The sequence below is a fragment of the Streptomyces sp. CB02414 genome, assembly GCF_001905385.1.
In the GTDB taxonomy this organism is placed as follows: Bacteria; Actinomycetota; Actinomycetes; order Streptomycetales; family Streptomycetaceae; genus Streptomyces.
The window spans coordinates 183708-206602 of record NZ_LIPF01000010.1; the positions used below are offsets into that span (position 1 = coordinate 183708).

22 protein-coding genes are annotated in these 22895 nt (G+C 72.4%); 12 read left to right on the plus strand and 10 right to left on the minus strand.

The genetic code is table 11. From position 1 onward, the window contains the following. Positions 1-151: 151 nt before the first annotated feature. From AMK11_RS30110 to AMK11_RS30125, 4 genes are all read left to right on the plus strand, one after another. Positions 152-2062 carry an ABC transporter transmembrane domain-containing protein gene (locus tag AMK11_RS30110; RefSeq protein WP_073731258.1) on the plus strand — a complete coding sequence of 637 codons (1911 nt, stop codon included), beginning with the start codon at positions 152-154 and terminating at the stop codon, positions 2060-2062. Further along, on the plus strand, positions 2059-3840 hold the full coding sequence (locus AMK11_RS30115; RefSeq protein WP_073731259.1) for an ABC transporter ATP-binding protein: 1782 nt from the start codon (positions 2059-2061) through the stop codon (positions 3838-3840). Before AMK11_RS30110 ends, AMK11_RS30115 begins: the two co-directional genes overlap by 4 nt. A 699-nt stretch (positions 3841-4539) precedes the next feature. Next, on the plus strand, positions 4540-5010 hold the full coding sequence (locus AMK11_RS30120) for a DUF5709 domain-containing protein (RefSeq protein WP_073731260.1): 471 nt from the start codon (positions 4540-4542) through the stop codon (positions 5008-5010). A gap of 60 nt (positions 5011-5070) precedes the next feature. Next, the gene (locus AMK11_RS30125) at positions 5071-5343 is read left to right on the plus strand and encodes a type B 50S ribosomal protein L31 (protein WP_073731261.1); all 273 of its coding nucleotides are present in this window, start codon (positions 5071-5073) and stop codon (positions 5341-5343) included. A gap of 50 nt (positions 5344-5393) precedes the next feature. Here AMK11_RS30125 and AMK11_RS30130 read toward each other — a convergent pair whose 3' ends face one another. Then, entirely contained in the window at positions 5394-6188 is a 795-nt protein-coding gene (locus tag AMK11_RS30130) for a metal-dependent hydrolase (RefSeq protein WP_073731262.1), read from the minus strand. Between the two features lie 145 nt (positions 6189-6333). Here AMK11_RS30130 and AMK11_RS30135 point away from each other — a divergent pair, with 145 nt between their 5' ends. After that, on the plus strand, positions 6334-8847 hold the full coding sequence (locus AMK11_RS30135) for a DEAD/DEAH box helicase (RefSeq protein WP_073731263.1): 2514 nt from the start codon (positions 6334-6336) through the stop codon (positions 8845-8847). 19 nt (positions 8848-8866) lie between these two features. Next, the gene (locus AMK11_RS30140; RefSeq protein ID WP_073731264.1) at positions 8867-9736 is read left to right on the plus strand and encodes an acyl-CoA thioesterase; all 870 of its coding nucleotides are present in this window, start codon (positions 8867-8869) and stop codon (positions 9734-9736) included. Between the two features lie 8 nt (positions 9737-9744). Here the strand turns inward: AMK11_RS30140 and AMK11_RS30145 are convergent, their stop codons facing one another. Together AMK11_RS30145 and AMK11_RS30150 are read right to left on the minus strand one after the other, a co-directional pair. Then, on the minus strand, positions 9745-10692 hold the full coding sequence (locus AMK11_RS30145; protein WP_073731265.1) for a DUF6397 family protein: 948 nt from the start codon (positions 10690-10692) through the stop codon (positions 9745-9747). 139 nt (positions 10693-10831) lie between these two features. Then, complete coding sequence (locus AMK11_RS30150) at positions 10832-11245, minus strand: roadblock/LC7 domain-containing protein (protein WP_073731266.1); 414 nt, start codon at positions 11243-11245, stop codon at positions 10832-10834. Positions 11246-11352: 107 nt separating this feature from the next. On the opposite strand from AMK11_RS30150, the gene AMK11_RS30155 reads away from it, so the two are divergent. Continuing rightward, entirely contained in the window at positions 11353-11781 is a 429-nt protein-coding gene (locus AMK11_RS30155; RefSeq protein WP_073731267.1) for a PPOX class F420-dependent oxidoreductase, read from the plus strand. A 37-nt stretch (positions 11782-11818) separates the two neighbouring features. Here AMK11_RS30155 and AMK11_RS30160 read toward each other — a convergent pair whose 3' ends face one another. From AMK11_RS30160 to AMK11_RS30180, 5 genes are all read right to left on the minus strand, one after another. Beyond that, positions 11819-12424, minus strand: a complete 606-nt coding sequence (locus AMK11_RS30160; RefSeq protein WP_073731268.1) for a GTP-binding protein — start codon at positions 12422-12424, stop codon at positions 11819-11821. 62 nt (positions 12425-12486) lie between these two features. After that, a complete protein-coding gene (locus AMK11_RS30165; RefSeq protein ID WP_073731269.1) occupies positions 12487-12900 on the minus strand; it encodes a DUF742 domain-containing protein in 414 nt (137 codons plus the stop codon). 18 nt (positions 12901-12918) lie between these two features. Continuing rightward, entirely contained in the window at positions 12919-13356 is a 438-nt protein-coding gene (locus AMK11_RS30170; protein WP_073731270.1) for a roadblock/LC7 domain-containing protein, read from the minus strand. Beyond that, on the minus strand, positions 13353-15917 hold the full coding sequence (locus AMK11_RS30175) for a sensor histidine kinase (protein ID WP_073731271.1): 2565 nt from the start codon (positions 15915-15917) through the stop codon (positions 13353-13355). Before AMK11_RS30175 ends, AMK11_RS30170 begins: the two co-directional genes overlap by 4 nt. A 64-nt stretch (positions 15918-15981) precedes the next feature. Continuing rightward, positions 15982-16779 (minus strand): MHYT domain-containing protein, encoded by a 798-nt coding sequence (locus AMK11_RS30180; RefSeq protein WP_073731272.1) that lies wholly within the window; start codon positions 16777-16779, stop codon positions 15982-15984. Positions 16780-16931: 152 nt separating this feature from the next. Here AMK11_RS30180 and AMK11_RS30185 point away from each other — a divergent pair, with 152 nt between their 5' ends. After that, positions 16932-17531 carry a class I SAM-dependent methyltransferase gene (locus tag AMK11_RS30185; RefSeq protein WP_073731273.1) on the plus strand — a complete coding sequence of 200 codons (600 nt, stop codon included), beginning with the start codon at positions 16932-16934 and terminating at the stop codon, positions 17529-17531. 4 nt (positions 17532-17535) lie between these two features. Here the strand turns inward: AMK11_RS30185 and AMK11_RS30190 are convergent, their stop codons facing one another. Next, on the minus strand, positions 17536-18291 hold the full coding sequence (locus AMK11_RS30190; protein ID WP_073731274.1) for an alpha/beta fold hydrolase: 756 nt from the start codon (positions 18289-18291) through the stop codon (positions 17536-17538). A gap of 123 nt (positions 18292-18414) precedes the next feature. On the opposite strand from AMK11_RS30190, the gene AMK11_RS30195 reads away from it, so the two are divergent. Then, positions 18415-18939, plus strand: coding sequence for a PadR family transcriptional regulator (locus tag AMK11_RS30195; protein WP_073731475.1), 525 nt, complete (start codon positions 18415-18417; stop codon positions 18937-18939). Here the strand turns inward: AMK11_RS30195 and AMK11_RS30200 are convergent. Beyond that, positions 18925-19851, minus strand: a complete 927-nt coding sequence (locus AMK11_RS30200; RefSeq protein ID WP_079187792.1) for an oxygenase MpaB family protein — start codon at positions 19849-19851, stop codon at positions 18925-18927. The genes AMK11_RS30195 and AMK11_RS30200 overlap by 15 nt on opposite strands. A 66-nt stretch (positions 19852-19917) precedes the next feature. Here AMK11_RS30200 and AMK11_RS30205 point away from each other — a divergent pair, with 66 nt between their 5' ends. From AMK11_RS30205 to AMK11_RS30215, 3 genes are all read left to right on the plus strand, one after another. Continuing rightward, entirely contained in the window at positions 19918-20214 is a 297-nt protein-coding gene (locus AMK11_RS30205) for a hypothetical protein (RefSeq protein ID WP_198941496.1), read from the plus strand. A 139-nt stretch (positions 20215-20353) separates the two neighbouring features. Further along, positions 20354-21307 carry a hypothetical protein gene (locus AMK11_RS30210; RefSeq protein ID WP_073731277.1) on the plus strand — a complete coding sequence of 318 codons (954 nt, stop codon included), beginning with the start codon at positions 20354-20356 and terminating at the stop codon, positions 21305-21307. A gap of 192 nt (positions 21308-21499) precedes the next feature. Then, complete coding sequence (locus tag AMK11_RS30215; RefSeq protein WP_073731278.1) at positions 21500-22891, plus strand: tannase/feruloyl esterase family alpha/beta hydrolase; 1392 nt, start codon at positions 21500-21502, stop codon at positions 22889-22891. Positions 22892-22895 lie beyond the last annotated feature (4 nt).

Genomic DNA, 22895 nt, shown 5'->3' on the forward strand with positions numbered 1-22895 from the left:
CGGGGAGGCGGTCGGCGGGCGGTAGCCGGATTCGTACCCAGCCGCGGAAAACCGCTTGATTTTGGGCACGTCGCGACGCGAACCTTTCACGGTTTGCAGCTTCTTCATGCCGTGGTCAACGGCACCCCCTGACACGAGCCACTGGGACGTCATGCAGATCCAAGACCTTCCGTTTCCCGACCCGGGCGTGCCCGACGCACGCTCGGGGCCCCGATTCCTGTGGTGGCTTTTCCGGAACCAGCTGGGTGGACAACTCAAGTCACTGGCCTGGGGCCTGCTGCACTTCGCCTCCGTCTCCGCCCTGCCGTTCTGCGTCGGTCTCGCCATCCAGGCCGTCGTCGACCGCTCCGGCACCGGACTGGCCCTCGCCGGCGGCCTGCTGGCACTGTGCTGCGTCGGCAACGCGCTCGGCGACACCTTCCTGCACCGCGCCGCCGTCACCAACTGGATCACCGCGGCGGCCCGCGTCCAGCAACTGCTGGCCCGCAAGACCGCCCTGCTGGGCTCGGCCCTGACCCGCCGGGTCGCGGCCGGAGAGGTCGTGGCCGTCTCCACCGGTGACGTCGAGAAGATCGGCTGGTTCGTGGAGGCCGTCTCCCGCTTCACGGCGGCGGCCCTGACCATCGTGCTGGTCTGCGTGGCCCTCGTCGTCTACGAGCCGGCCCTCGGCGTCGTCGTGCTCCTGGGCCTGCCGGTGCTGGCCCTCGCGGTGCTGCCCCTACTCCCCCGGGCCACCCGGCGGGCCGACGTGCAGCGCGAGAAGGCGGGACGCGCCACCGAACTCGCCTCGGACACCGTCGCCGGGCTGCGGGTGCTGCGCGGCATCGGCGGGGAGGAACTCTTCCTCGACCGCTACCGCGACGCCTCCCAGGAGGTGCGCCACGCCGCCGTGCGCAGCGCCCGCATGTGGGCCCTGATCTCCGGGATCCAGGTGCTGCTGCCCGGACTGCTGCTGATCGCGGTGGTCTGGCACGGCGTCCACCTGGCCCGCGAGGGCCGTATCGGCGTCGGCGAACTCGTCACCGTCTACAGCTCCGTCATGATCCTCACCTACCCGCTGCGGCACTTCGAGGAGATCGCCATGGCGTACTCCTTCTCCCGGCCTTCCGCCAAGCGGGCGGCACGGGTGCTGGCTCTGGAGCGGGCGACCGACACGGCCGGATCGCGCGCCGCCGAGGTCCCGGCCGGGGACCTGTACGACCCCGACACCGGGCTCCTCGCCCAGGCCGGCCGCTTCACCGCAGTGGTGTGCGGCGACCCGGACGCGGCCGGGCACCTGGCGGAACGGCTCGGCGGACACCCCTCGGAGGCCGGCACCTCCGCCGTGCTGGGCGGGGTGCCGCTCGACGAGCTGCCCCTGGAGTCCGCGCGCACCGCCGTCCTGGTCCAGGACAAGGACCCGGTGCTGCTCTCCGGCACTCTGCGCGAACTGCTCGACGTACCCGCCTCCGGCAAGGTCGGCGCCGAGGACGCACTGGCCGCGGCCCAGTGCGGCGACGTGCTGGCGGCGCTGGTGCAGGGTTCGCTCGGCGCGGACGACCCGATGGACGCCCGCATCACCGAACGGGCCCGGTCCCTGTCGGGCGGGCAGCGCCAGCGGCTCGCCCTGGCCCGGTCCCTGATCACGGACCCGGAGGCGCTGGTGCTGGACGAACCGACCTCCGCCGTGGACTCGCACACCGAGGCACGGATCGCGGAGGGCGTGCGTTCCCTGCGCGCCGGACGCACCACCGTGGTCTTCACCTCGTCGCCCCTGCTGCTCGACCGCGCGGACCGCATCGTGTTCCTGCACGACGGGAAGGTCGCCGCGGCCGGCGCCCACCGGGACCTGCTGCACAGCGAGCCCCGGTACCGGGCCGTGGTGACCCGCGAGACCGACGAGGAGACCCCGCCGAACCGGGACGCGAGCCCGGCCGGAGGCGGACCGGCGAAGACCGCCGGCCGGCACACGGGGTCCCTGGACGGCGGACAGGCTGTGGACCGCGGCGAGGCCCCGGACGGCAATGCCCTCGGCGACGACGACGTACTGCACCGACTGGAAGAGATCGAGGAGACGGCATGATCGGCGTCGCGCCACCGTCGTACGACCCGGCGGCCCCGACGACGGCGAGCACCCTGCCCGTCGGCGCGCCCGCGACCGTACGCGCCTACGCCGGGGAGCTGCTGCGCCGGCACCGCCGCGCGTTCGTCTTCCTGGTCACCGTCAACACCGTCGCGGTGATCGCCTCGATGGCGGGCCCCTACCTGCTGGGCGGGCTCGTCGAGCGCGTGTCGGACGGTGCCCGCGAACTGCACCTCGGTCTGACAGCCGCCTTCTTCGTCCTGGCGCTCGTCGTCCAGGCGGTGTTCGTCCGGGAGGTGCGGCTGCGCGGAGCCGTTCTCGGGGAGCGGATGCTGGCGGATCTGCGCGAGGACTTCCTGGTGCGGTCGGTCGGGCTGCCGCCCGGCGTCCTGGAGCGGGCCGGCACCGGTGACCTGCTCTCCCGGATCACGACGGACATCGACCGGCTCGCCAACGCCATGCGCGAGGCCGTGCCCCAGCTCGCGATCGGGGCCGTGTGGGTGGTGCTGCTGCTCGGCGGGCTTGTCGTCACGGCCCCGCCGCTGGCGCCCGCGGTTCTGCTCGCGGTGCCGCTGCTGGTGATCGGCTGCCGCTGGTACTTCCGGCGGGCGCCCTCCGCATACCGCTCGGAGGCCGCCGGGTACGCCGCCGTGGCCGCCGCGCTCGCGGAGACCGTGGACGCCGGTCACACCGTCGAGTCCCACCGGCTGGACGCCCGCCGCATCGAGCTGTCGGAACGCCGGGTCAAGGAGTGGACGGCCTGGGAGCGCTACACACTGTGGCTGCGCTCGGTGCTCTTCCCGGTCATCAACGTCACCCATGTGACCGTGCTCGCCTCCGTTCTGCTGATCGGCGGTGTGTTCGTCCTCCAGGGCTGGATCGGGGTCGGTCAGCTGACCACGGCGGCACTGATCGCGCAGATGCTCGTCGACCCGGTCGGCATCATCCTGCGCTGGTACGACGAGCTCCAGGTGGCCCAGGTGTCCCTGGCCCGGCTGGTGGGTGTCCGGGACATCGAGCCGGACGCCGGTGACGCCTCGCTGGCACCCGCCGGCCGGCAGGTGCACGCCGACCGCGTGCACTTCGGCTACGTCGAGGGCGTGGACGTCCTGCGCAAGGTGTCGCTCGAGGTGGCCCCCGGCACGCGGCTCGCGCTGGTCGGTCCCTCCGGGGCGGGCAAGTCGACGCTGGGCCGGCTCCTGGCCGGCATCTACGGCCCCCGAGACGGCCGGATCACTCTCGGCGACGCCGAACTGTCCCGGATGACCGCCGAACGCGTCCGCTCCCACGTCGCCCTCGTCAACCAGGAGCACCACGTCTTCGTGGGCTCCCTGCGCGACAACCTCCGCCTCGCCCGGGCCAGTGCCACCGACGCCGAGCTGTGGGCGGCGCTGGGCGCGGTCGACGCGGACGACTGGTCCCGGGCGCTCGACGAGGGCCTGGACACCGAGGTCGGCTCGGGCGGCTTCGCGCTCACCCCGGCCCAGGCCCAGCAGATCGCGCTGGCCCGCCTGGTGCTGGCCGACCCGCACACACTGGTGCTGGACGAGGCGACGTCGCTGCTCGACCCGCGTGCGGCCCGGCATCTCGAACGGTCCCTGGCCCGGGTCCTGGACGGCCGCACGGTGATCGCGATCGCCCACCGTCTGCACACCGCCCATGACGCGGACGTCATCGCCGTCGTCGAGAACGGCCGGATCAGCGAACTGGGCAGCCACGACGAACTGGTCGCGGCGGACGGCGCGTACGCGGCGCTGTGGCGGTCGTGGCACGGGTGAGCCCGCGCCCTCGGCCGCCGGGGCAAGGCGGAACGGGCTCCGTCGCGTACCGCGTCGGGTGCCGGGTGGGGCGGGTTCCTGCCGCTGCCGCGTCGCCCGGTACGGCAGGGGCACGCTCCTGCCGCGTGCCGCGTCGCCGGTACTGAGTGGAGCGCACGCTCCTGCCGCGTGCCGCTTCGCCCGGCGCCGGATGGGGCACGCTCCCACCACAGGTCCCGCACTGGCCGGACCGGGGAGGGCGGGACTGCGCCTGGGAGGCGGGTGCCCCGCCGTCGACTCGGGGCAGGGCCGATGGCCACCGCTCCCCACGCCGCCCGATGGCGCATCGGACGGATTCCCGCGCCTGCCTGGGGACCGGTGCCAGGGCCCGGCCATGAGGCGCTGGGCCGCGCCGCCGAGTGCCTCGGGCGCCCCTGTGCCCACGGACGGGGTCGGCACCTGGGAAGACGGAGCCGGCACTTCAGGGAGGCGGGGGCCCGGCTCCGGCTGGGCCCGCGGGGTACGGGCGCCGGGGACCCGGACGACGGCCGTGCCGTTGCGCGGTCCCGAACGGGAGTGGAAGGCTGGGAGAAGGCACCGGCTCGGGGTGGCCCCGGGAACCGTGCGGTTCCGCGAGAAGTGACGCCTGTGCCCCGTGCAGCGGCGGCCCGCCGCGGACCACGGCGAGAAGGGCCTCGGCCCCACCCCCTGGAGGTACCCGTGAACAGCGTCGGTGGATGGGGAGACGACGTCTACCAGCCCGACGGGTCCGAGCAGCGCGAGGACACCGGGCTGCTCGACGGCGAGGACACCCTCGAATACGACGGGGTGGACGATCCCCTCGATCGCGGCTGGTCCCCGCCCGAACGCCCCTGGGCGGTGGAGCACACCGGAGTGACGGCCGCCGAACGCCATCGGGGCGAAACGCTGGAGCAGCGGCTCTCCGAGGAGCGGCCGGACGTGCTCCCGCCCGACGGCGACGGACTGGGCGATTCCGACGGCACCGACGGGGAACTGCTGGACAACGAGGTCGGCGCGGATCGTTCCGGCCGGCTCGTGGCACCCGACGAGGGGACGCACGAGGACGAGGAGCCGGCTCTGGTCGCCACGGACGTGGGCATCGACGGTGCCGCCGCCTCCGCCGAGGAGGCCGCGATGCACGTCGTCGACGAGGACTCCCTGCCCGGCTGACGTCACCCGCGACGGTGTGCCGCCGTCGCGTCCATCATCCGCGCCGCACCAGGAGCAGCCATGCAGCAGGACAAGCACCCCGAGTACCGGCCCGTCGTCTTCCGTGACCGCAGCGCCGGATACGCCTTCCTCACCCGTTCCACCGCCACCAGCGACCAGACGATCGCGTGGGACGACGGCGAGACGTACCCGGTGGTGGACGTGGAGATCTCCTCCGAGAGCCACCCCTTCTACACGGGCAAGGCCCGGACGGTGGACTCCGAGGGACGTGTCGCGCGCTTCGAGCGACGCTACGGCGGGGGCGAGGGGCAGGGCGCCGACGGGACCGGCTGATCGGTCCGGACGACCGGATCCGCGCCCCGGCGGCCGGGGCTGTGTATCGCTCAGATGAAGTTGAGCGCCGCCGCGCCACCCACTCCGCCGAGCAGCATGAACGCCGGCATCAGCACCTTCAGCTCGACCCAGCTGCCCGCCCGGAACCGCATGGCCTTCGGCGGGCCGATGGGGTACCAGCGTTTGCGGCCTACGGGTATCGGCCAGAGTATGGGGCAGCCAGAGACCGTCAGCGCGTCCCCGATGTCGTGCACCAGCGCGCCGAGCACGATCGGCAGCCCCAGCCACAGGTACTCCTGGCCGGGTGCGGTGAACAGCCAGTCGGAGCCACCGTCCGGCTTGTCCAGTATTCCGGCGAGGATCCACGCGCTGGTCCCGGCCAGCAGCCAGACCAGCACGTCGCTGCTGGAGCCGCGGGTCGCCCGCCAGAGCAGGCCCTCGATGGCGAGCACCATGTGCACGAAGAGAATGGCCAGCACTGCCCAGCGGCCGCCCGTGATGGCGAGCACCGAGGTGCCCCCGCCGATCAGGACCGCCCACAGCCAGGTGTGGGTCAGCGTGCGGTGCCCGCCGGAGCGGCGTGGGTCGCCCTGCTTCTTCGTGGCCTTGTAGACCGCGTAGGACAGCTTGTCGACGATCTCGCACAGTCCTCGTGAGGCCGGCCCGAAGGCCCGGGAGATGGTGGCCGCCTTGTGGTCGAGATCCGGGGCGAGCGCGGCTCCGGCGCAGATCAGCGCTCCGGCGAGCAGGACCGGCCAGGGCATCGGGTGCCCCGCCGCGGCGGTCGCCGCTCCGACGCCGAGCCACGCCGCGGCGCCCGACAGTGAGTGTGCTGGTCCCATCATCGCCGTTGCCCGCCCCATTCCTCGTGTGCCGCTGTGCAGTTGTCCCGGTGCGCCGAAGGCCCGTCGGCGACCCAGCGTAGCGTTCGTGATCTTCACGCGGACAGCCGATTCCCCCATCGCGGCCGAGGCCAGGCAAGATGGGGGCGTGACCCTCATCGATCAGCTGCCGCGGACCGCCGACCCCGACGCCCTGTACGAAGCCTTCGAGGCGTGGTCCCAGGAACGAGGTATCACGCTCTACCCCCATCAGGAGGAGGCGCTGATCGAGGTGGTCTCCGGCGCGAACGTGATCGTGTCGACGCCCACCGGCTCCGGCAAGAGCATGATCGCCGCGGGCGCCCACTTCGCCGCGCTGGCCCGCGACGAGGTGACCTTCTACACCGCGCCGATCAAGGCGCTGGTGTCGGAGAAGTTCTTCGAGCTGTGCAAGCTCTTCGGCACCGAGAACGTCGGCATGCTGACCGGCGACGCCTCCGTGAACGCCGACGCGCCGGTCATCTGCTGCACCGCCGAGGTCCTGGCGTCGATCGCGCTGCGCGACGGCAAGCACGCGGACATCGGCCAGGTCGTCATGGACGAGTTCCACTTCTACGCGGAACCCGACCGCGGCTGGGCCTGGCAGATCCCCTTGCTGGAGCTTCCGCAGGCCCAGTTCGTCCTCATGTCGGCCACCCTCGGTGACGTCTCCTTCTTCGAGCAGGACCTCGCGCGCCGCACCGGCCGTCCCACGGCGGTGGTCCGCTCGGCCACCCGGCCCGTGCCGCTCTCCTACGAGTACCGCTACACACCGCTCACCGAAACGCTCACCGACCTGCTGGAGGCCAGGCAGGCGCCCGTCTACATCGTGCACTTCACGCAGGCGCAGGCCGTGGAGCGGGCGCAGGCGCTGATGAGCATCAACATGTGCTCGCGTGAGGAGAAGGAGCGGATCGCCGAGCTGATCGGCAACTTCCGCTTCACCACCAAGTTCGGCCGCAACCTCTCCCGTTACGTCCGGCACGGCATCGGTGTCCACCACGCCGGCATGCTGCCCAAGTACCGGCGGCTGGTGGAGAAGCTCGCGCAGGCCGGTCTGCTGAAGGTGATCTGCGGTACGGACACGCTCGGCGTGGGCGTCAACGTGCCCATCCGTACGGTCTTGTTCACGGCCCTGACCAAGTACGACGGCACCCGGGTGCGCACCCTGCGGGCCCGCGAGTTCCACCAGATCGCCGGCCGGGCCGGGCGGGCGGGCTTCGACACCGAGGGCTTCGTCGTCGCCCAGGCGCCCGAGCATGTCGTCGAGAACGAGAAGGCGCTCGCCAAGGCCGGTGACGACCCGAAGAAGCGCCGGAAGGTCGTCCGCAAGAAGGCGCCCGAGGGCTTCGTCGCCTGGTCGGAGAACACGTTCGAGAAGCTCATCGCTTCCGAGCCCGAGCCGCTGACCTCCCGGTTCCGGGTGACGCACACCATGCTGCTGTCCGTGATCGCCAGGCCCGGCAACGCCTTCGCGGCCATGCGGCACCTGCTGGAGGACAACCACGAGCCGCGCAAGCAGCAGCTGCGGCACATCCGCCGGGCCATCGCCATCTACCGGTCGCTGCTGGACGGCGGCATCGTCGAGAAGCTCGACGCTCCGGACGCCGAGGGACGCATCGTCCGTCTCACGGTGGACCTGCAGCAGGACTTCGCCCTGAACCAGCCGCTGTCCACCTTCGCGCTGGCCGCGTTCGAGCTGCTGGACCCGGAGTCGCCGTCGTACGCGCTGGACATGGTCTCCGTCGTGGAGTCCACGCTGGACGATCCGCGGCAGATCCTCGCCGCCCAGCAGAACAAGGCGCGCGGCGAGGCCGTGGCCGCGATGAAGGCCGACGGCGTCGAGTACGAGGAGCGCATGGAGCGCCTCCAGGACATCACGTACCCGAAGCCGCTGGAGGAACTGCTCTTCCACGCCTACGACACCTACCGCAGGAGCCACCCCTGGGTCGGTGACCACCCGCTGTCGCCGAAGTCGGTCATCCGGGACATGTACGAGCGGGCACTGACCTTCACGGAGCTGGTCTCCCACTACGAACTGGCCCGCACCGAGGGCATCGTGCTGCGCTACCTCGCGAGCGCCTTCAAGGCCCTCGACCACACCGTCCCCGACGACCTGAAGTCCGAGGACCTGCAGGACCTGATCGAGTGGCTCGGCGAGATGGTGCGCCAGGTCGACTCCAGCCTGCTGGACGAGTGGGAGCAGCTGGCCAACCCGGCGGAGATGACCGCCGAGGAGGCGCAGGAGAAGGCCGACCAGGTGCGGCCGGTCACCGCCAACGCGCGCGCCTTCCGCGTCCTGGTCCGCAACGCCATGTTCCGCCGGGTCGAGCTCGCCGCCCTCGACCAGGTCGAGGAACTCGGCGACATGGACGGCGAGGCTGGCTGGAACGCCGACGCATGGGGCGAGGCCATGGACGCGTACTGGGACGAGTACGACGACCTGGGCACCGGTCCCGACGCACGCGGCCCCAAGCTGCTGATCATCGAGGAGGAGCCGCAGAACGGCCTGTGGCGCGTGCGGCAGATCTTCGACGACCCGAACGACGACCACGACTGGGGCATCAGCGCCGAGGTCGACCTCACGGCCTCCGACGCGGAGGGCCGGGCGGTCGTCCGCGTCACCGATGTCGGCCAGCTGTGAGCACAGGAGAATCCCACCCATGACGAATCCGGCCGAAAGCCTCGTCGCCCTGCTCGACCTGGAGCAGATCGAGGTCAACATCTTCCGCGGCCGCAGCCCCGAGGAGTCGCTGCAGCGGGTCTTCGGCGGCCAGGTGGCCGGCCAGGCGCTGGTCGCCGCCGGCCGCACCACGGAGGGCGACCGCCCGGTGCACTCGCTGCACGCGTACTTCCTGCGCCCGGGACGCCCGGGCGTGCCGATCGTGTACCAGGTCGAACGGGACCGGGACGGGCGGTCGTTCACGACCCGCCGGGTCACCGCGGTGCAGCAGGGCCGCACGATCTTCACGCTCACCGCCTCCTTTCACAAGCCTGAGCAGGGGAGTTTCGAGCACCAGCTGCCGCTGGCCCGCAAGGTCCCGGACCCCGAGTCCCTGCCGAAGGTCGCCGACGAGGTGCGGGAGCACCTGGGCGCGCTGCCCGAGCAGTTCGAGCGGATGGCCCGCCGCCAGCCCTTCGACATCCGCTACGTGGACCGGCTGCGCTGGAGTGCCGAGGACGTCGAGGACGCCGAGCCCCGCAGCGCGGTGTGGATGCGCGCGGTCGGGCCGCTCGGCGACGACCCGCTCGTGCACACCTGCGCCCTGACCTACGCCAGCGACATGACGCTGCTGGACGCGGTGCGCCTCCCGGTGGAACCGCTGTGGGGACCGCGGGGCTTCGACATGGCGTCGCTGGACCACGCCATGTGGTTCCACCGGCCGTTCCGCGCCGACGAGTGGTTCCTGTACGACCAGGAGTCACCGATCGCGACCGGAGGGCGGGGGCTGGCACGCGGGCGGATCTACGACAGGGAAGGGCGGATGCTGGTTTCCGTCGTCCAGGAAGGGCTGTTCCGGGCCTTGAAGTAGGGCGTCGGTCAGGGGTCCTTGCGCCACAGCCGGCGGAGGAGGCCGCGGAACCGTCCGGCCTCCTCCTCCCCGTACCGTGGCGTGTCCCGGCCGGGCGGGGCCGGCGCGGAGGGAGAGGCCGGGCGTGGCGCGGGAAGGTACCGTCGTGCCGCCGCCATCTCGCCCGTCAGGTTGGTACGGAGCCAGTGGATCTCATCGGGGTCGGCCGCGGTCGTGATCTCTTCGGCGAGCGTCGCGGCCGGGGAGCCGGGTGATCCGTGAGCCGGCGGCACTCGGCGCAGCTGGTTGAGCCGAGAACGCTCGTAGGGGTCCCGGACGGCCCGCGACACCTCGACCGGGTCCAGCAGCGACGCGACCGCCGCGGCCCGGGCCCACGGGTCGCCGGCTTGGCGGAGGAGGAATCCCAGGTACCGTCCCCGCCAGTTGCGGGGACGCAGGTCCAGGCCTTCCGTCAGTTGGTCGCGCAGTCCCTCGGGCGTACGGCCCTTCACCAGTGCGGCATTCTGCTCGTCCCGCGCGAACTGCCGTAGCTCGTCGGCCAGATACAGCCAGACGACGGCACGGTATCGGTTGACGTAGAAGCGCACGGGCACCAGGAGGCCCAGGCGTGCGAGGCGGGTGAAGCGGGCCCTGGTCACTGCCATGAGGGCCGCGCCCTCCGTGGTCCCGACGGTCCGGACGCGCTCCCGCAGAACCTGCGGGAAACCCTCCGTCGAACGGATCCGCTCGATCTCCTCGCGGGCGACACGACGGCCGCCGCCCCCGTCGCCGTCGCCGTCGCCGTCGCCGTCGCCGGGTACGGTGCGGATACGGCCGAGGTGCACGGCCAGGTCGAACTCGCTGCGCTTGAGGCAGAGTTCCCTTGCGGCGTGGCCGGGCGCGAGGGCGGCCTCGCGGGTCGTGCCGGCACGCCGGCCGGTGGTCGTGGGCTGGTGCGTGAGAGTGCTGCCGGACATGTTCGTCTCCCCCGTGGAGTGTGCGGCAGGGCGCCGGTCCGCGCCCGTCTGACACAGAACGGTAGCCGTTGCCGCGATCTCCGTGGCAAGCCTGTGGACAACTCCGCAGCCAACCTCGCTGGAGGATTGAATTCCCAGGTCAGAGCTCTTTCGGTGATATCCGTCCGGGCTGTCGCGCATCGACGTCGAGATGCTCGCCCACCCGGTTCACGAGCAGCGTCATCTCGTAGGCGATCTGCCCGATGTCGGCCTCCGCGCCGCTGAGCACGCACAGGCAGCTGCCCGTGCCCGCCGCGGTGACGAACAGGACAGCGTCGTCGAACTCGACCATCGTCTGCCGTACCTGCCCCGCGCCGAAGTGGCGCCCCGACCCCTTGGCCAGACTGTGCAGTCCGGAGGAGACGGCGGCCAAGTGCTCGGCGTCCTCGCGCCGTAGTCCCGTACTGGCTCCGGTCACCAGCCCGTCGTTGGACAGGATCAACGCGTGCCGGACGTCTTCGACGCGCTCGGTCAGGTCGTCCAGCAGCCAGCCGAGTCCCTGATTCTGCGCCATGTTCCGATCTCCCCGTGTCGTCCCCGTGTGCGTGCCTCTCCCCCGTACCGGAGGATCTGCCCGCCAGCCTTCACCACGGCCGTGCTCCGGGCAAGGAGGATGTGGGCATGGCACAGAAGATGACCGACGAGGAATGGCGGGCGTTCGTCTCGGACGGCACCCGCACCGGCAAGCTCTCGACCGTCCGGGCGGACGGCAGCCCGCACGTGGCACCCGTGTGGTTCCTGCTCGATGGGGACGACGTGGTGTTCAACACCGGCAAGGACACCGTGAAGGGCCGCAATCTGGTCCGTGACGGCCGGGTCGCCCTGTGTGTGGACGACGACCGGCCTCCTTTCGACTTCGTCGTGCTGCAGGGCCGCGCGCGGGTCTCGGAGGACCTCGACGACCTCCGGCACTGGGCCGCCCGCATCGGGGCCCGGTACATGGGCGAGGAACGCGCCGAGGAGTTCGGGACCCGCAACGGAGTTCCGGGCGAGCTCCTCGTACGCGTCACCGTCGACAAGGTCCTGGCACAGAAGGCCGTGGCGGACTGAGAGCCCGCCGGAGTGCGCTCGGGAGGGCTGGTGCGCCTCAGCGCACGGAGTCGAGCAGCCGGGCGGTGTGCATCCGCCCGGCGTACTCGACGAGCCGGATCAGCACCTCCTTCCCCGAGTCGCGGTCCCTGGCGTCGCACAGCACCACGGGCGTTCCCCGGTCCAGGTCGAGGGCGCGCAGGACGTCGTGTGTCTCGTGGCGGCGTGCCCCCGTGAAGCAGTTGACGGCCACCACGAAGGGGATGTGCCGGTGCTCGAAGTAGTCCACGGCCGGGAAGCAGTCCGCCAGGCGCCGGGTGTCCGCGAGGACGACGGCACCGAGCGCGCCCTGGGACAGTTCGTCCCACAGGAACCAGAAGCGGTCCTGCCCCGGGGTGCCGAAGAGGTACAGGGACAGCCCCGACCGGATGGTGATGCGCCCGAAGTCCATGGCGACGGTGGTGGTGACCTTGCGGTCGAGGCCGTCGGTGTCGTCCACCAGCCGGCCCGCCTCGCTGAGCTGTTCCTCCGTGCGCAACGGCCTGATCTCGCTGACCGCGCCCACCAGGGTCGTCTTGCCCACGCCGAACCCTCCGGCGACCAGGATCTTCAACGCCAGCGCCGTCGTGTCGCCGTCATCGGCGTCGGGTTGCTCGGAGGCCATCGATCACTTCTCCCGGTCCGGTCGGTCGTGCACGGTTGTGCCGGTCATGGCTGTCGGCTCCTCTACAGTGCGCGGAGTCCGGCGATCACTTCGCGCAGAATCCGTTCGTCTGCCAAGTGCGCGGGCGGTACGGGCCGGCTGACGGTCACACAGCCGAGTTCCACCAGATCGCCGAGGAGCACGCGGACGACGCCCACGGGCAGCTCGGCGTCCGCGGCCAGTTCGGCGACCGACTGGGTCTCCGAGCGGCACAGGCGGACCAGGGTCCGGTGTTCCGGCCCGAGCACGGCCTCGTCGGAGCCCGGCGCGCCGGGGACGCGGGTGACGAGGGCGATCAGGTCGAAGCGCACCCACGCCGGCCCTGGCCGCGTGCGTCCGCCGGTCATCGCGTAGGGGCGGACCAGGGGCCCGGCCTCGTTGTCGTACCACTGGCTGCCCGGCCGGTCCCGGCCGGTGCCCGTGGTGTGGTCGGTCATCGGTGCGGCCCTCCCGGGTCATCCGCCGGCGGGCGGCCGCGTGGCGGCGCGCGGCGCCGTGTGGAGGTGTTCACCGACGCGTCTGACCAGTCGTGCCATCTCGTAGGCCACCAGGCCGATGTCGGCGGTCACCGCTGTGAGGACGGCGAGACAGGAGCCGTCGCCGGCGGCGGCCACGAAGAGGAAGCCGTCATCCATCTCGACCATGGTCTGGCGTACGCCCCCGGCGCCGAAGTGCCGGCCCGCGCCCTTAGCCAGGCTGTGGAAACCGGAGGCGACCGCCGCGAGATGTTCCGCGTCCGCACGGCCGAGGCCCGTCGACGCTCCCACGGCGAGTCCGTCGTTCGACAGCACCACGGCGTGCCGCACTTCGTGCACGCACCCGACGAGGTCGTCCAGGAGCCAGTCGAGTTCGCGGGCCCGCCGGGCGCTCGCGGTGCCGGAATCGTGGATCATGCGGGGTCTCCTTCGTCTCTGGTGCCGCCGGCCCGCGCGTCCGGCGGTGTCCGAGGGCCGGGGCGTCGGCCACCGCCGCGCGACCAGCCGTCGCGGTAGGCCGTCATGCGCTCCCGTACGAGTTCCGGGGTGCGCTCGTCGTGTGCGCGTGCGGAAGGCGGCGGCGCGGGGTCCGCCGGGCGTCCGTCGCGCAGTTGGGGGGCCAGGCTCGCCTGCCGCACGCGACGGGGGAGGTCGTCGGACCGGCCCGTCGTGGGGTGCGGGTCGGGGCCGTCGGTGGTGACGGAGTCGTCAGGGGACCGGTGCAGTCGCAAGGGGGTGGCTCCTCGGGGCCGGCCCGGTGCCGACTTCTCCGCCGTCGCCGGTACGGAGACCGCCAGCGCCGGACGTTCGGCCGGGGCGGTGACGGGCTCCTCGTACGCGGTGGCACCGGAGACGCGCGCGTATTCGGCGTCTTCGGGCCGTGAGGTCTCGTAGGCCGCTGTGGGCGGACGCTCCGGCGTTCCGCTGTGCAGGAGTGCGGTGGGCAGGAGGACGACGGCGGTGGTGCCGCCGTAGGGCGAGGTCTTGAGGTGGACCTTGATGTCGTGCCGTGCGGCGAGCCGGCTGACCACGAACAGGCCGAGGCGGTCGCTGTCGAACAGGTCGAGCGCCTCGGACCGGGCGATGCGGTGGTTGGCCTCGGCGAGGTTGTCCTTGCCCATGCCGAGCCCGCGGTCCTCGATCTCGACGGCGTAGCCGTTGCCCACGGGCTCGCCGCTGACACGCACGCGCGTGTGGGGCGGTGAGAACTGGGCCGCGTTCTCGATGAGTTCGGCCACGAGGTGGGTGAGATCGGCGACCGCGGCACCGACGACCGACTCCTCGGGAAGGTGCCGTACCTCCACGCGCGCGTAGTCCTCGACCTCGGAGACGGCCGCCCGGACCACGTCCGTGAGGGAGACCGGCATGCGCCAGGCGCGGCCCGGTGCGGCGCCGGAGAGGATGATGAGGCTCTCGGCGTGGCGCCGCATGCGGGTGGTGAGGTGGTCGAGGCGGAAGAGGTCGCTGAGCTCGTTCGGGTCGTCGGAGCGGCGTTCCATGCTGTCCAGGAGGCTGAGTTGGCGGTGGACGAGGATCTGGCTGCGGCGGGCGAGGTTGACGAAGACGCCGGAGATGCCGCTGGCGAGTTCGGCGCGTTCGACCGCGGCCCGCAGGGCGGCCCGGTGCACGGTGTCCAGTGCCTCGGCGACCTGACCGGCCTCGTCCTCGGCGGGCGGCCCCGCCTGCGCCTCGGGGCCGATGTCGATCTCCTCGCCCGTGCGCAGTCTGCGCATGGCCTCGGGGAGTCTGTGCCGGGCGATCTCCAGGGCGCTGTTGCGCAGACCGACCAGTTCCATGACCAGCCCGCGGCCGATGCGGACGGAGATGACGAGCGACGCGGCGACGGCGAGGAGACCGAGGAGGACGGCGGCGCCGGCCGGCGTGAGCACTCCGCGGGTGAACGGGTCGGCGCGGTCGGCGACCCCTCGCCCGGCGTCCTGTTCGATCGCGTGCATACCGTCCCGCACGCGCGCGTGCGCCCCCTCCCAGGCCGCGAGCGGTGCCGCCGCCTCGATCGCCCGGTCCTCGGCCCCCGGGGCGAGCAGCTTCTCCTCGGCCGCCTCCAGCGTCGCGTAGGCGCTGGAGGCGACGAGGTCCTGCCAGGCCGCGCGTTCGGGGCCGCGCAGGTCGGCGGCGGAGGACTCGGTGAGGGAGCGTCGCCTGTCGACGGCGCCCGTGAACAGTCTCAGCCGCTCGCCGTCGAGGCCGTCGGCGAGGCGGGCGCCGGCCAGCAGGGCCTCTTCCTGGGCGAGCGCCTCGCCCGCACGGGCGAACTCGACCAGCACCCGTGCGTCGGATCCCGGATCGGCGTCCTGGATGCCGCTCAACGCGCCGCCCACGCGGAAGGCCGCCGAAATAGTCGTCGTGTACTGGCCGTAGGCGTCCGCCCAGTCCGCGCTGCGGTCGAGGACGGCGGTGCGCAGCGGTCCGAGCCGTTCGGCTCCGGCGACGAACGCCTCGAGCCGCCGGGCCACCGAGGCGGGTAGTTCCTCGCTGTCGGCGACGGTGTGGCGGTCGCCGAGGCGCAGTTCCGCCACCGCGCGGTCGGTGCGTGCGGCGTGCTCCCTGTAGTCGTCGCCCGGGACCGCCGACGCGTCGATGGCGCGGCGTACGGCCGCGCGCCGCTCCGCCTGCAGGGCTGCGACGGCGGCGCTCACGGGGGCCCGGACCTTGGCGTCCACGCGCTGCACCTGCCGTAGCCGTGAGATGTCCTGTGCCGTGGTGACGGTGGCGTACGCCCACAGGGTCAGCAGGGAGACGACGGGCACCATCAGCAGGCAGACGATCCTGGCGCGGACGGTGCGCGGGCGTATGCGCCTGCGCCACGCGCGCGTGCCGTCCGGGCTCTGTGCCGTGTCCGCGGGGCTTGCGGGGTCCTCGTCCGTGGCCGGTGGACCGGCGTGTGCCCGACGGCCGCGCACGGGTGGCCGGGCCGGTGACTCGGCACCGGCTCTGGGCGTCGTCCGTGGTGTACGCATGGTTTCCTCACTCGGGACGGAGTCGGGACGCTCCCGCCGGGACCGTCGAGGCCCGGGGCCGCCGCTACCGGACGGTGCCACCGGCCGTGCTACCGGCGGCGCTCTTGAGGGGCTGCCGCGCCGACGCGGAGGCCTCGTGCTCTCCCGCCGTCGGCGAGAGCGCGACGAAGGCCGAGGTCAGGAAGAGGTAGGACCCGAGACCGACGGCGAGGGGAAAGATGAACTGCATCGCCGTGGCCCCGGGCAGCGTTTCGCCGGAGGGCGCGACCCGCACGCTCACCGCGAACATGCCGGTGTAGTGCATGCTGCTCACGGCCGCTCCCATGATCAGGGAGGCGATGGTGACGGAGAGCGCGGACTTGATGTTGAGCGCGGCCCACAGGGCCGCCGTGGCCGCGGCGACGGCGATGAGGACGGAGAGGCCGACCCGGACGGGGTCGTAGGTCACGTCGCCGTGCAGGCGGACGGCGGCCATGCCCAGGTAGTGCATGCTGGCGACGCCGAGCCCCGTGGTGAGTCCCCCGAGCAGGAGTGCTCGCGGGCGGTTTCGTCCGTAGCCGACCGCGAAGACGCCGGCACAGACGACGACCACGGCGACGAGCAGGCTCGTGAGCGTGAGCGGTACGTCGTAGCGGATGTCGGTGCCGCTGACGCGGAAGCCGAGCATGGCGACGAAGTGCATCGTCCAGATGCCGGTGCCGATCGCCGAGGCGGCGGTGAGCAGCCAGTTGCGGCGCGTACGGCCGGTGGCGGCGAGGGCGCGCACGGTGCAGCGCAGTCCGAGGGCGGCGCCGGTACAGGCCATCGCGTACGACAGCACGGGGGTCAGCCAGCCCAGGGCGGCGTGGTCCAGGTGTCCCATGACCCCGGGACGCTAGTCCCGGAGAGGGCGCACCACGGGGGCGCGTTTCGAAAGGTGTTGCTATCTGACACAGAGAAGCGCTGGAACGATCGCGTCAGGCTCGAACGTGTGCACCCCGGCATCGTCCGTGCGGTTGGGGGATCATGCGGAGCATGAGCGACGACCACACACACGTCCAGGAGTTCTTCGGCGTCCGCGCGGCCGACTGGGACAGCCGGTTCCCCGACGACGGCCCCGCCTACGCGGCCGCGGTCGCCGAGCTGGATCTGCGCGAGGGGGCCCGCGTGCTCGACGCGGGCTGCGGCACCGGACGCGCCCTGACGCCGTTGCGCGCGGCCGTGGGAGCGTCGGGTCTGGTCGTCGGGGCCGATCTGACGCCCGCCATGCTCCAGGCCGCCGTACGGGCCGGGAGGCACCGCGTCGGACGGTTGCTGCTGACCGACGTCGCCGCGCTGCCCCTGCGGTCGCGGTCGCTCGACGCCGTGTTCGCCGCGGGGCTCATCGCGCACTTGCCCGATCCCGCCGGGAACCTGCGGGAGTTGGCGCGCGTCGTGCGCCCCGGTGGTGTGCTGGCGCTGTTCCACCCGATCGGGCGGGCGGCGCTGGCGGCCCGGCAGGGACGGCGGGTCAGCCCGGACGACCTGCGCGCCGAGCCCAGGCTACGGCCGTTGCTGGCCGGCTCCGGGTGGCGCATGACGTCGTACGTGGACGAGGATGCCCGTTTCCTGGCCCTGGCCGTGCGGGAGGACTGACCGCTCAGCTTCCCTGTGCGACCACCGCCGCGAACTCGTCGGGCCGGTCGAGCATGACGTTGTGCCCGGCGCCGGGGACGGTCACCACGCACACTCCCGCGGCCTCCAGCTCCGCCCGGCCCTCCAGTTCGCCGCTGAGTCCGCCCTGCACGTACACGCGGTCCACCGGGAGCCCTTCGAGGAGGGTGCGCATCACGGGCTCCGACCCCCGGAGCAGTCCGACCGCCGAGCGGTGCAGGGCACGTGCGTCGGCCAGCCGCATCGTCACCGCCCACGGGGGACCGACGTCCTCCAGCACGCGCGCGTGACCGACGTCGACGAACTCCTCCTCCTCGTAGGCGGCGATGCGGGTGCTGCCCGCGTCCGGGTGCGGGCAGGCGTCGAGGTTGGCCTCCGTGAGGACCAGACGGGAGACCAGCTCGGGCCGCCGGTGGGCGAGCACGATGGCCACGGCACCGCCCATGCTGTGCGCGACCAGTTCGGTGCCGACCAGTTCCGCCGCGTCCAGCGCGGCGGCCAGCGCGTCGGCGTGGTCCTCGAGCGTGTAGCCGAAGTGTTGGGGCCGGTCGCTGATTCCGTGGCCCGGCAGGTCGACGAAGAGGCTGCGGCGGCCCGCGAGTCCGGGGCGGGCCGCGATGTGCGCGTGGTAGACGGACGAGACCGAACCGAGCCCGTGCACGTACACCCGCGCCGGTTCCGCGCCCGGTACCTCCGTCCAGCGGATGCGGCTGCCGCGACCGTCGAACCGGGCTTCCCTCATTGCGTCCTCCTTCTGGATCGCGCACTCGCGCACGACCACAAGGAGAATACATCTGAACCGATGTATAGCCTTGCCAGAGTACACAGAGCCAGAGGTACCACGCCCATGGGCGAGAATGCGGGCATGCTGGAGCTCGCCATCCTCGGATTCCTCTACGACGCCCCGCTGCACGGCTACGAACTGCGCAAGCGCATCACCGCTCTGACCGGGCACGTACGCCCCGTCGCCGAGAGCACGCTGTACCCCGCGATCAAGCGCCTGGAGAAGGCGGGCTTCCTCGCGCGGGCCACGCAGCCAGGCGCCGTGGCGGCACCGCGTCATGTCCTGACCCTCACCGACGAGGGGCGGCGGGAGTTGCGCCGCCGGCTGGCGGAACCCGCGCGGCGCGACATCACGGACGAGAACCGCTGGTTCACGGTGCTCGCCTTCCTCCGGCACCTCGACGACGCCGCCGCCCAGGCCGCCGTACTGCGCCGGCGGCTGGCCTTCCTCGAGGAACCCGCCAGCTTCTTCTACGACGGTGACCGGCCACTGCGCGCCGAGGAGCTGGACGATCCCTTCCGGCGCGGCGTTCTGACCATCGCGCGCGCCACCTCCCGCGCGGAGCTCAGCTGGCTGCGGGAGACGATCGGCTCACTCGGCGGCTGACGTGTCGATGTGCCGGACCGGGCAGCCCCGCACGCCCGGAACGGGGCGGGTGCCCAGCTCCGCCAGCCGGTAGCCGTTCGGGTAGCTCTTGATCTCCCGATTCTGCCGGGCGTGGTGCGGGGCACGCCTCGGCGGCATCAGCCGGACCGTCCGCCCGCGCAGCCGCACCGCGCGGCGCACGATCGCGCGGACGGCGGGGCTCGGCGCGGGATAGCGGAAGGCCCGCAGGAGGGGCTCGTCGAGCAGGGCCAGGGTCCCGGCGCGCAGCAGCGGGGCGAGGGGGCCCGGGTACCAGGAGGCCATGAGATCGAGTGTGGCGTCGGAGACGCGGCGCCCGCCCTCGTCCCAGGCGAAGTGCGCCTCCTCATAGGCGTCGAGGCAGCTCTCGAACTCTTCGTACGAGCCGGGAATGTCCTTGATGCCCATGTACCGGCCCAGCGTGCGGTAATGGAGCGCCGAGGCGACGGTCTCGTGGCGCGACATCCTGCGCCAGCCGTAGTTGTCGATCCAGCGTTTGGGAATCACGACGAACGTGCACAGGACGTAGCGCATGTCGTCGTTGGAGATGTCGTAGCTGCGGTGCATCTGGTTGATGCGCCGGACGGACGTGCGGCCCTGCTCGCTGCCGAAGCCGTGCTCGACGATGGCGTCGAGCAGGAGCGCGGTGTCGTCGTACCGCTTCTGCGGCCGGCCGGTGAACTCCGCCGTCTCGGCCAGCAGGCGGCCGATGCTCGGGACGGCGTAGGTGCGGTACAGCGCCAGTTCCAGGGCGCGGGCGAAGTCCCAGGGGAATTCGTAGGCCGAGGACAGCCGGTAGATCTCCGAGGCGTCCTCGTACGGGTCCATCCGCCGGATCTGCTCCAGGCGCTCGAAACGCTTCACCGTGGCCTTCCCCTTCTGCTGTCGAGGCATCAACTCTACGTTGAATAGCGGGAGATGCACGATCAGCCAGGAAATCGGCAGGGGAGGGTGATCCGCTTGTTCGGGAAGATCCGCGAGGCCTGGAGCAGATCTCGCGCCGCTCGGCGCACGGTGGGCAAGGCGGGAGGGGAGCCGCGCTCGCACAACCTGTTCGAGGCCGCCGCCGTGTACGTCTCGGCGTGCGCGGAGGACGACCAGGACAGGATCGACGAGGCGACGGGCTGGGTGTCGCCGGAGGCACTTTCGTTCGGCGTGAACGAGCTGGCGTGCCGGGCCGTGATCGCGCTCGCGCGGGAGCGCGACGAGTCGCCCCGGGACGTGGCCCGGGCGCTGCTGGGGCTGCCCGCCACCTGACGCGTGTGCGCCGGGGCAGTGGTCGATTCGCCCCCGTCCAGCCGGAAAGCTGCAGCTCGGGTGCGTCTGGGAGTCGTGACAAGGGCTTCCCGGTCGCACTAGGGTGCGCGCCATTGGACGAACCGATGGGGAGGCTGGGATGGCCGGGACGGACGAGGACGCCGTCGCCGCCGCGGAGGATGCGCTCTACGTGCTCACGGCGGTGCTGCTGACGCCGGCGAAGTTCCCGAGCGTGCTGGGCGACGACTACGTGGAGGCGTGCGCGGCGCTCGGACTCCCGCCGCTGGCCGACGGCTACGGCCTGGTGCTCGGCCAGGACGGTGACGGCGCCCGGTGGACGGTCGTCATCGACGACGTCTCACTGGTCGCCGTCGCCGTGGCGTCCTGGGACTGCGGCATGGAGTACGACCTGTCACCGGACGAGCGTACGGTCGTCGCCGCGCTGCCCGGCTGGCCCCTCCCGGTCGCCGTGACCGCCCCCGGTGTCCCCGCGCCGCACGATCCCGTCCCCGAGTCCGCCGACCAGCCCGCCCTGTCGCCGCCGGACACCGCTGTCTGGGGGCCCGCGCAGCGGCGCATGGGGGCCGACGAGATCGCCGCGCAGTGGGCGCAGTGGCGGGGGCAGATCGACGACGCGGACTTTCCGGCGCCCGCCGGGAGCGCCGGTTCGGTGGACGGCGGTCCGGAAGCCGGGCCGGAGGAGGAAGGGGACACCGGCGGCGGCGATGCGGAGTCCGACTCCGGTGACAGGGCCGAAGTCGCGGGCCGGGACGGTGCCAGCGGCCGGGCCGGGGCCACGGACAGGACCGGAACCGGGGCCTTCGGGCACAGCGGCGTGCGGCGGGTCCTCGCCGAGGCCCGCGCCTACATCGACACGCCGCCGCCGCTGGGCCGGGTGCGGTCGTCGTTCGCGTCAGGGGACGCCCGGACGCTGCGGGCCGACGGTCCGGGCTGGTCGCTGGTCGCCAGGACCGACGACATCGCCTTCGTCCTGCTCGACGAGGAGCCCGGTGAGGTCCTGCCCGTGGGCAGGGGCCCCTCGCTGCCCGGGCTCCTGGAAGCCCTCGACAGGATGGCCGTACGGCCGAGCTGACCGGGGACGGGAAACCGAGACGCGCGGCGGCGGCAGTCGGGCCGGCCTACGTCCCCGACTGTTCTCGGCCCCCATGCCCGACTCTCTTCCCATGTGGCTCCAACCCATGGAAGACGCCGGAGACGGCCCGCACGATGGGGCAGCTCCGAGCTCGGCTGCGAGCTCCACTCCCCCTCGTGCCTGGAGGTTCCGATGCGTACGCTCCGTGGTGTTCCGTTCCTCGCCGCCGTTCTCACGGCGGTCTCGCTCACCGGGCCGGCGCCCGCCGCCGCGGCGGCCGACGGCAGCGGGCACTGCGCCCGCCAGGAGCGCGTGCGGGTGCCGGGAGCGGCCCTGCAGCGCACCGCCTGCCTCGACGATCTGACGACCACCGGCCTCGCGGGCACCCCCTACACCGACCTGGCCGACCAGGCCGGGCTGACCGCCGGCGGGACGAGAACGCCGGCCGGGGTCGCCGGCCTCCAGATCGACGGGTACTTCCCGGACTCCTCCCGCTTCAACACCACGCACGGCTGGCGGCAGGACTCGCAGTTCGTGATCCGGCTGCCGGACCGCTGGAACGGCGGTCTCGTGGTGACAGGTGCGCCGGGCACGCGCAAGCAGTACGCCACGGACAAGGCGATCTCCGACCGGGTCCTGGCCCAGGGGTACGCGTACGCCGCGACCGACAAGGGCAACAGTGGAACGGACTTCTACCGGGACGGCGCCCGGCCCGGGGACGCGGTCGCGGAGTGGAACGCCCGGACCACCCAGCTGACCCGGGCCGCCCGCCGGGTGGCCGCCCAGCGCTACGGACACGCGCCGCGACGCACCTACGTCGTCGGTATCTCCAACGGCGGCTACCTCACCCGGTGGCAGCTGGAGAACCACCCGGAGCTGTACGACGGCGGTGTGGACTGGGAGGGCGCGCTGTGGACCGCGAACGGCCCGAGTCTGCTCACGTCCCTGCCGGTCACGGTCGCCCGGACATTCGGCACGGCACGGGACGAGGAGTTGTACGCGGCGGGCTTCGCGCGTGGCTCCGAGTTCCTGTGGCCGTACCACGAGAAGGCCTACTGGGGTCTGACTCAGAAGATCTACCGCGCCGAGTTCGACCCGGCCTACGATCCCCGCTGTCCGGGCCCCACTGCCGGGTCGACGACGCAGGAGATCCTGGCGCCGTGCCGCTCGGACGCGGCGTACGACTACGCGCAACGCCCTGCCTCCGTCCACCGGGCGGTGGCCCGGGTGGCACTGACCGGACGCATCGGCAAACCGCTGATCACCCTGCACGGCGATCTGGACGCGCTGTTGCCCAAGGCCGCCGACTCGGACGTGTACACACACATGGTCGACGCGAGCGGGCGGGGCAGGCTGCACCGCTACTACACGATCACGGGCGGAACACACGTCGACGGGCTGTACGACACGTATCCCGACCGTCTGCGGCCGATCCTGCCGTGCTTCCGTTCGGCGTTCGACGCGCTGACCGCCTGGGTGGAGCAGGGCACCGCACCGCCCGCGGACCACACGGTCGGCAGGCCCGCGGGCGGTGACGTGGTCAACTCCTGCGCCTTGGGCGGGACCGCGGCGGCGCGGCGTTAGCGCC

What these genes read in the sequence shown, in the direction of transcription:
- AMK11_RS30145 (WP_073731265.1), bottom strand. Translation starts at nt 10,692, where the DNA reads ATGTCCGGCAGCACTCTCACGCACCAGCCCACGACCACCGGCCGGCGT.
- AMK11_RS30180 (WP_073731272.1), bottom strand. Translation starts at nt 16,779, where the DNA reads ATGGGACACCTGGACCACGCCGCCCTGGGCTGGCTGACCCCCGTGCTG.
- AMK11_RS30110 (WP_073731258.1), top strand. Translation starts at nt 152, where the DNA reads ATGCAGATCCAAGACCTTCCGTTTCCCGACCCGGGCGTGCCCGACGCA.
- AMK11_RS30170 (WP_073731270.1), bottom strand. Translation starts at nt 13,356, where the DNA reads ATGATCCACGATTCCGGCACCGCGAGCGCCCGGCGGGCCCGCGAACTC.
- AMK11_RS30215 (WP_073731278.1), top strand. Translation starts at nt 21,500, where the DNA reads ATGCGTACGCTCCGTGGTGTTCCGTTCCTCGCCGCCGTTCTCACGGCG.
- AMK11_RS30210 (WP_073731277.1), top strand. Translation starts at nt 20,354, where the DNA reads ATGGCCGGGACGGACGAGGACGCCGTCGCCGCCGCGGAGGATGCGCTC.
- AMK11_RS30115 (WP_073731259.1), top strand. Translation starts at nt 2,059, where the DNA reads ATGATCGGCGTCGCGCCACCGTCGTACGACCCGGCGGCCCCGACGACG.
- AMK11_RS30200 (WP_079187792.1), bottom strand. Translation starts at nt 19,851, where the DNA reads ATGCCTCGACAGCAGAAGGGGAAGGCCACGGTGAAGCGTTTCGAGCGC.
- AMK11_RS30125 (WP_073731261.1), top strand. Translation starts at nt 5,071, where the DNA reads ATGCAGCAGGACAAGCACCCCGAGTACCGGCCCGTCGTCTTCCGTGAC.
- AMK11_RS30165 (WP_073731269.1), bottom strand. Translation starts at nt 12,900, where the DNA reads ATGACCGACCACACCACGGGCACCGGCCGGGACCGGCCGGGCAGCCAG.
- AMK11_RS30160 (WP_073731268.1), bottom strand. Translation starts at nt 12,424, where the DNA reads ATGGCCTCCGAGCAACCCGACGCCGATGACGGCGACACGACGGCGCTG.
- AMK11_RS30140 (WP_073731264.1), top strand. Translation starts at nt 8,867, where the DNA reads ATGACGAATCCGGCCGAAAGCCTCGTCGCCCTGCTCGACCTGGAGCAG.
- AMK11_RS30190 (WP_073731274.1), bottom strand. Translation starts at nt 18,291, where the DNA reads ATGAGGGAAGCCCGGTTCGACGGTCGCGGCAGCCGCATCCGCTGGACG.
- AMK11_RS30155 (WP_073731267.1), top strand. Translation starts at nt 11,353, where the DNA reads ATGGCACAGAAGATGACCGACGAGGAATGGCGGGCGTTCGTCTCGGAC.
- AMK11_RS30175 (WP_073731271.1), bottom strand. Translation starts at nt 15,917, where the DNA reads ATGCGTACACCACGGACGACGCCCAGAGCCGGTGCCGAGTCACCGGCC.
- AMK11_RS30195 (WP_073731475.1), top strand. Translation starts at nt 18,415, where the DNA reads ATGCTGGAGCTCGCCATCCTCGGATTCCTCTACGACGCCCCGCTGCAC.
- AMK11_RS30130 (WP_073731262.1), bottom strand. Translation starts at nt 6,188, where the DNA reads ATGATGGGACCAGCACACTCACTGTCGGGCGCCGCGGCGTGGCTCGGC.
- AMK11_RS30185 (WP_073731273.1), top strand. Translation starts at nt 16,932, where the DNA reads ATGAGCGACGACCACACACACGTCCAGGAGTTCTTCGGCGTCCGCGCG.
- AMK11_RS30150 (WP_073731266.1), bottom strand. Translation starts at nt 11,245, where the DNA reads ATGGCGCAGAATCAGGGACTCGGCTGGCTGCTGGACGACCTGACCGAG.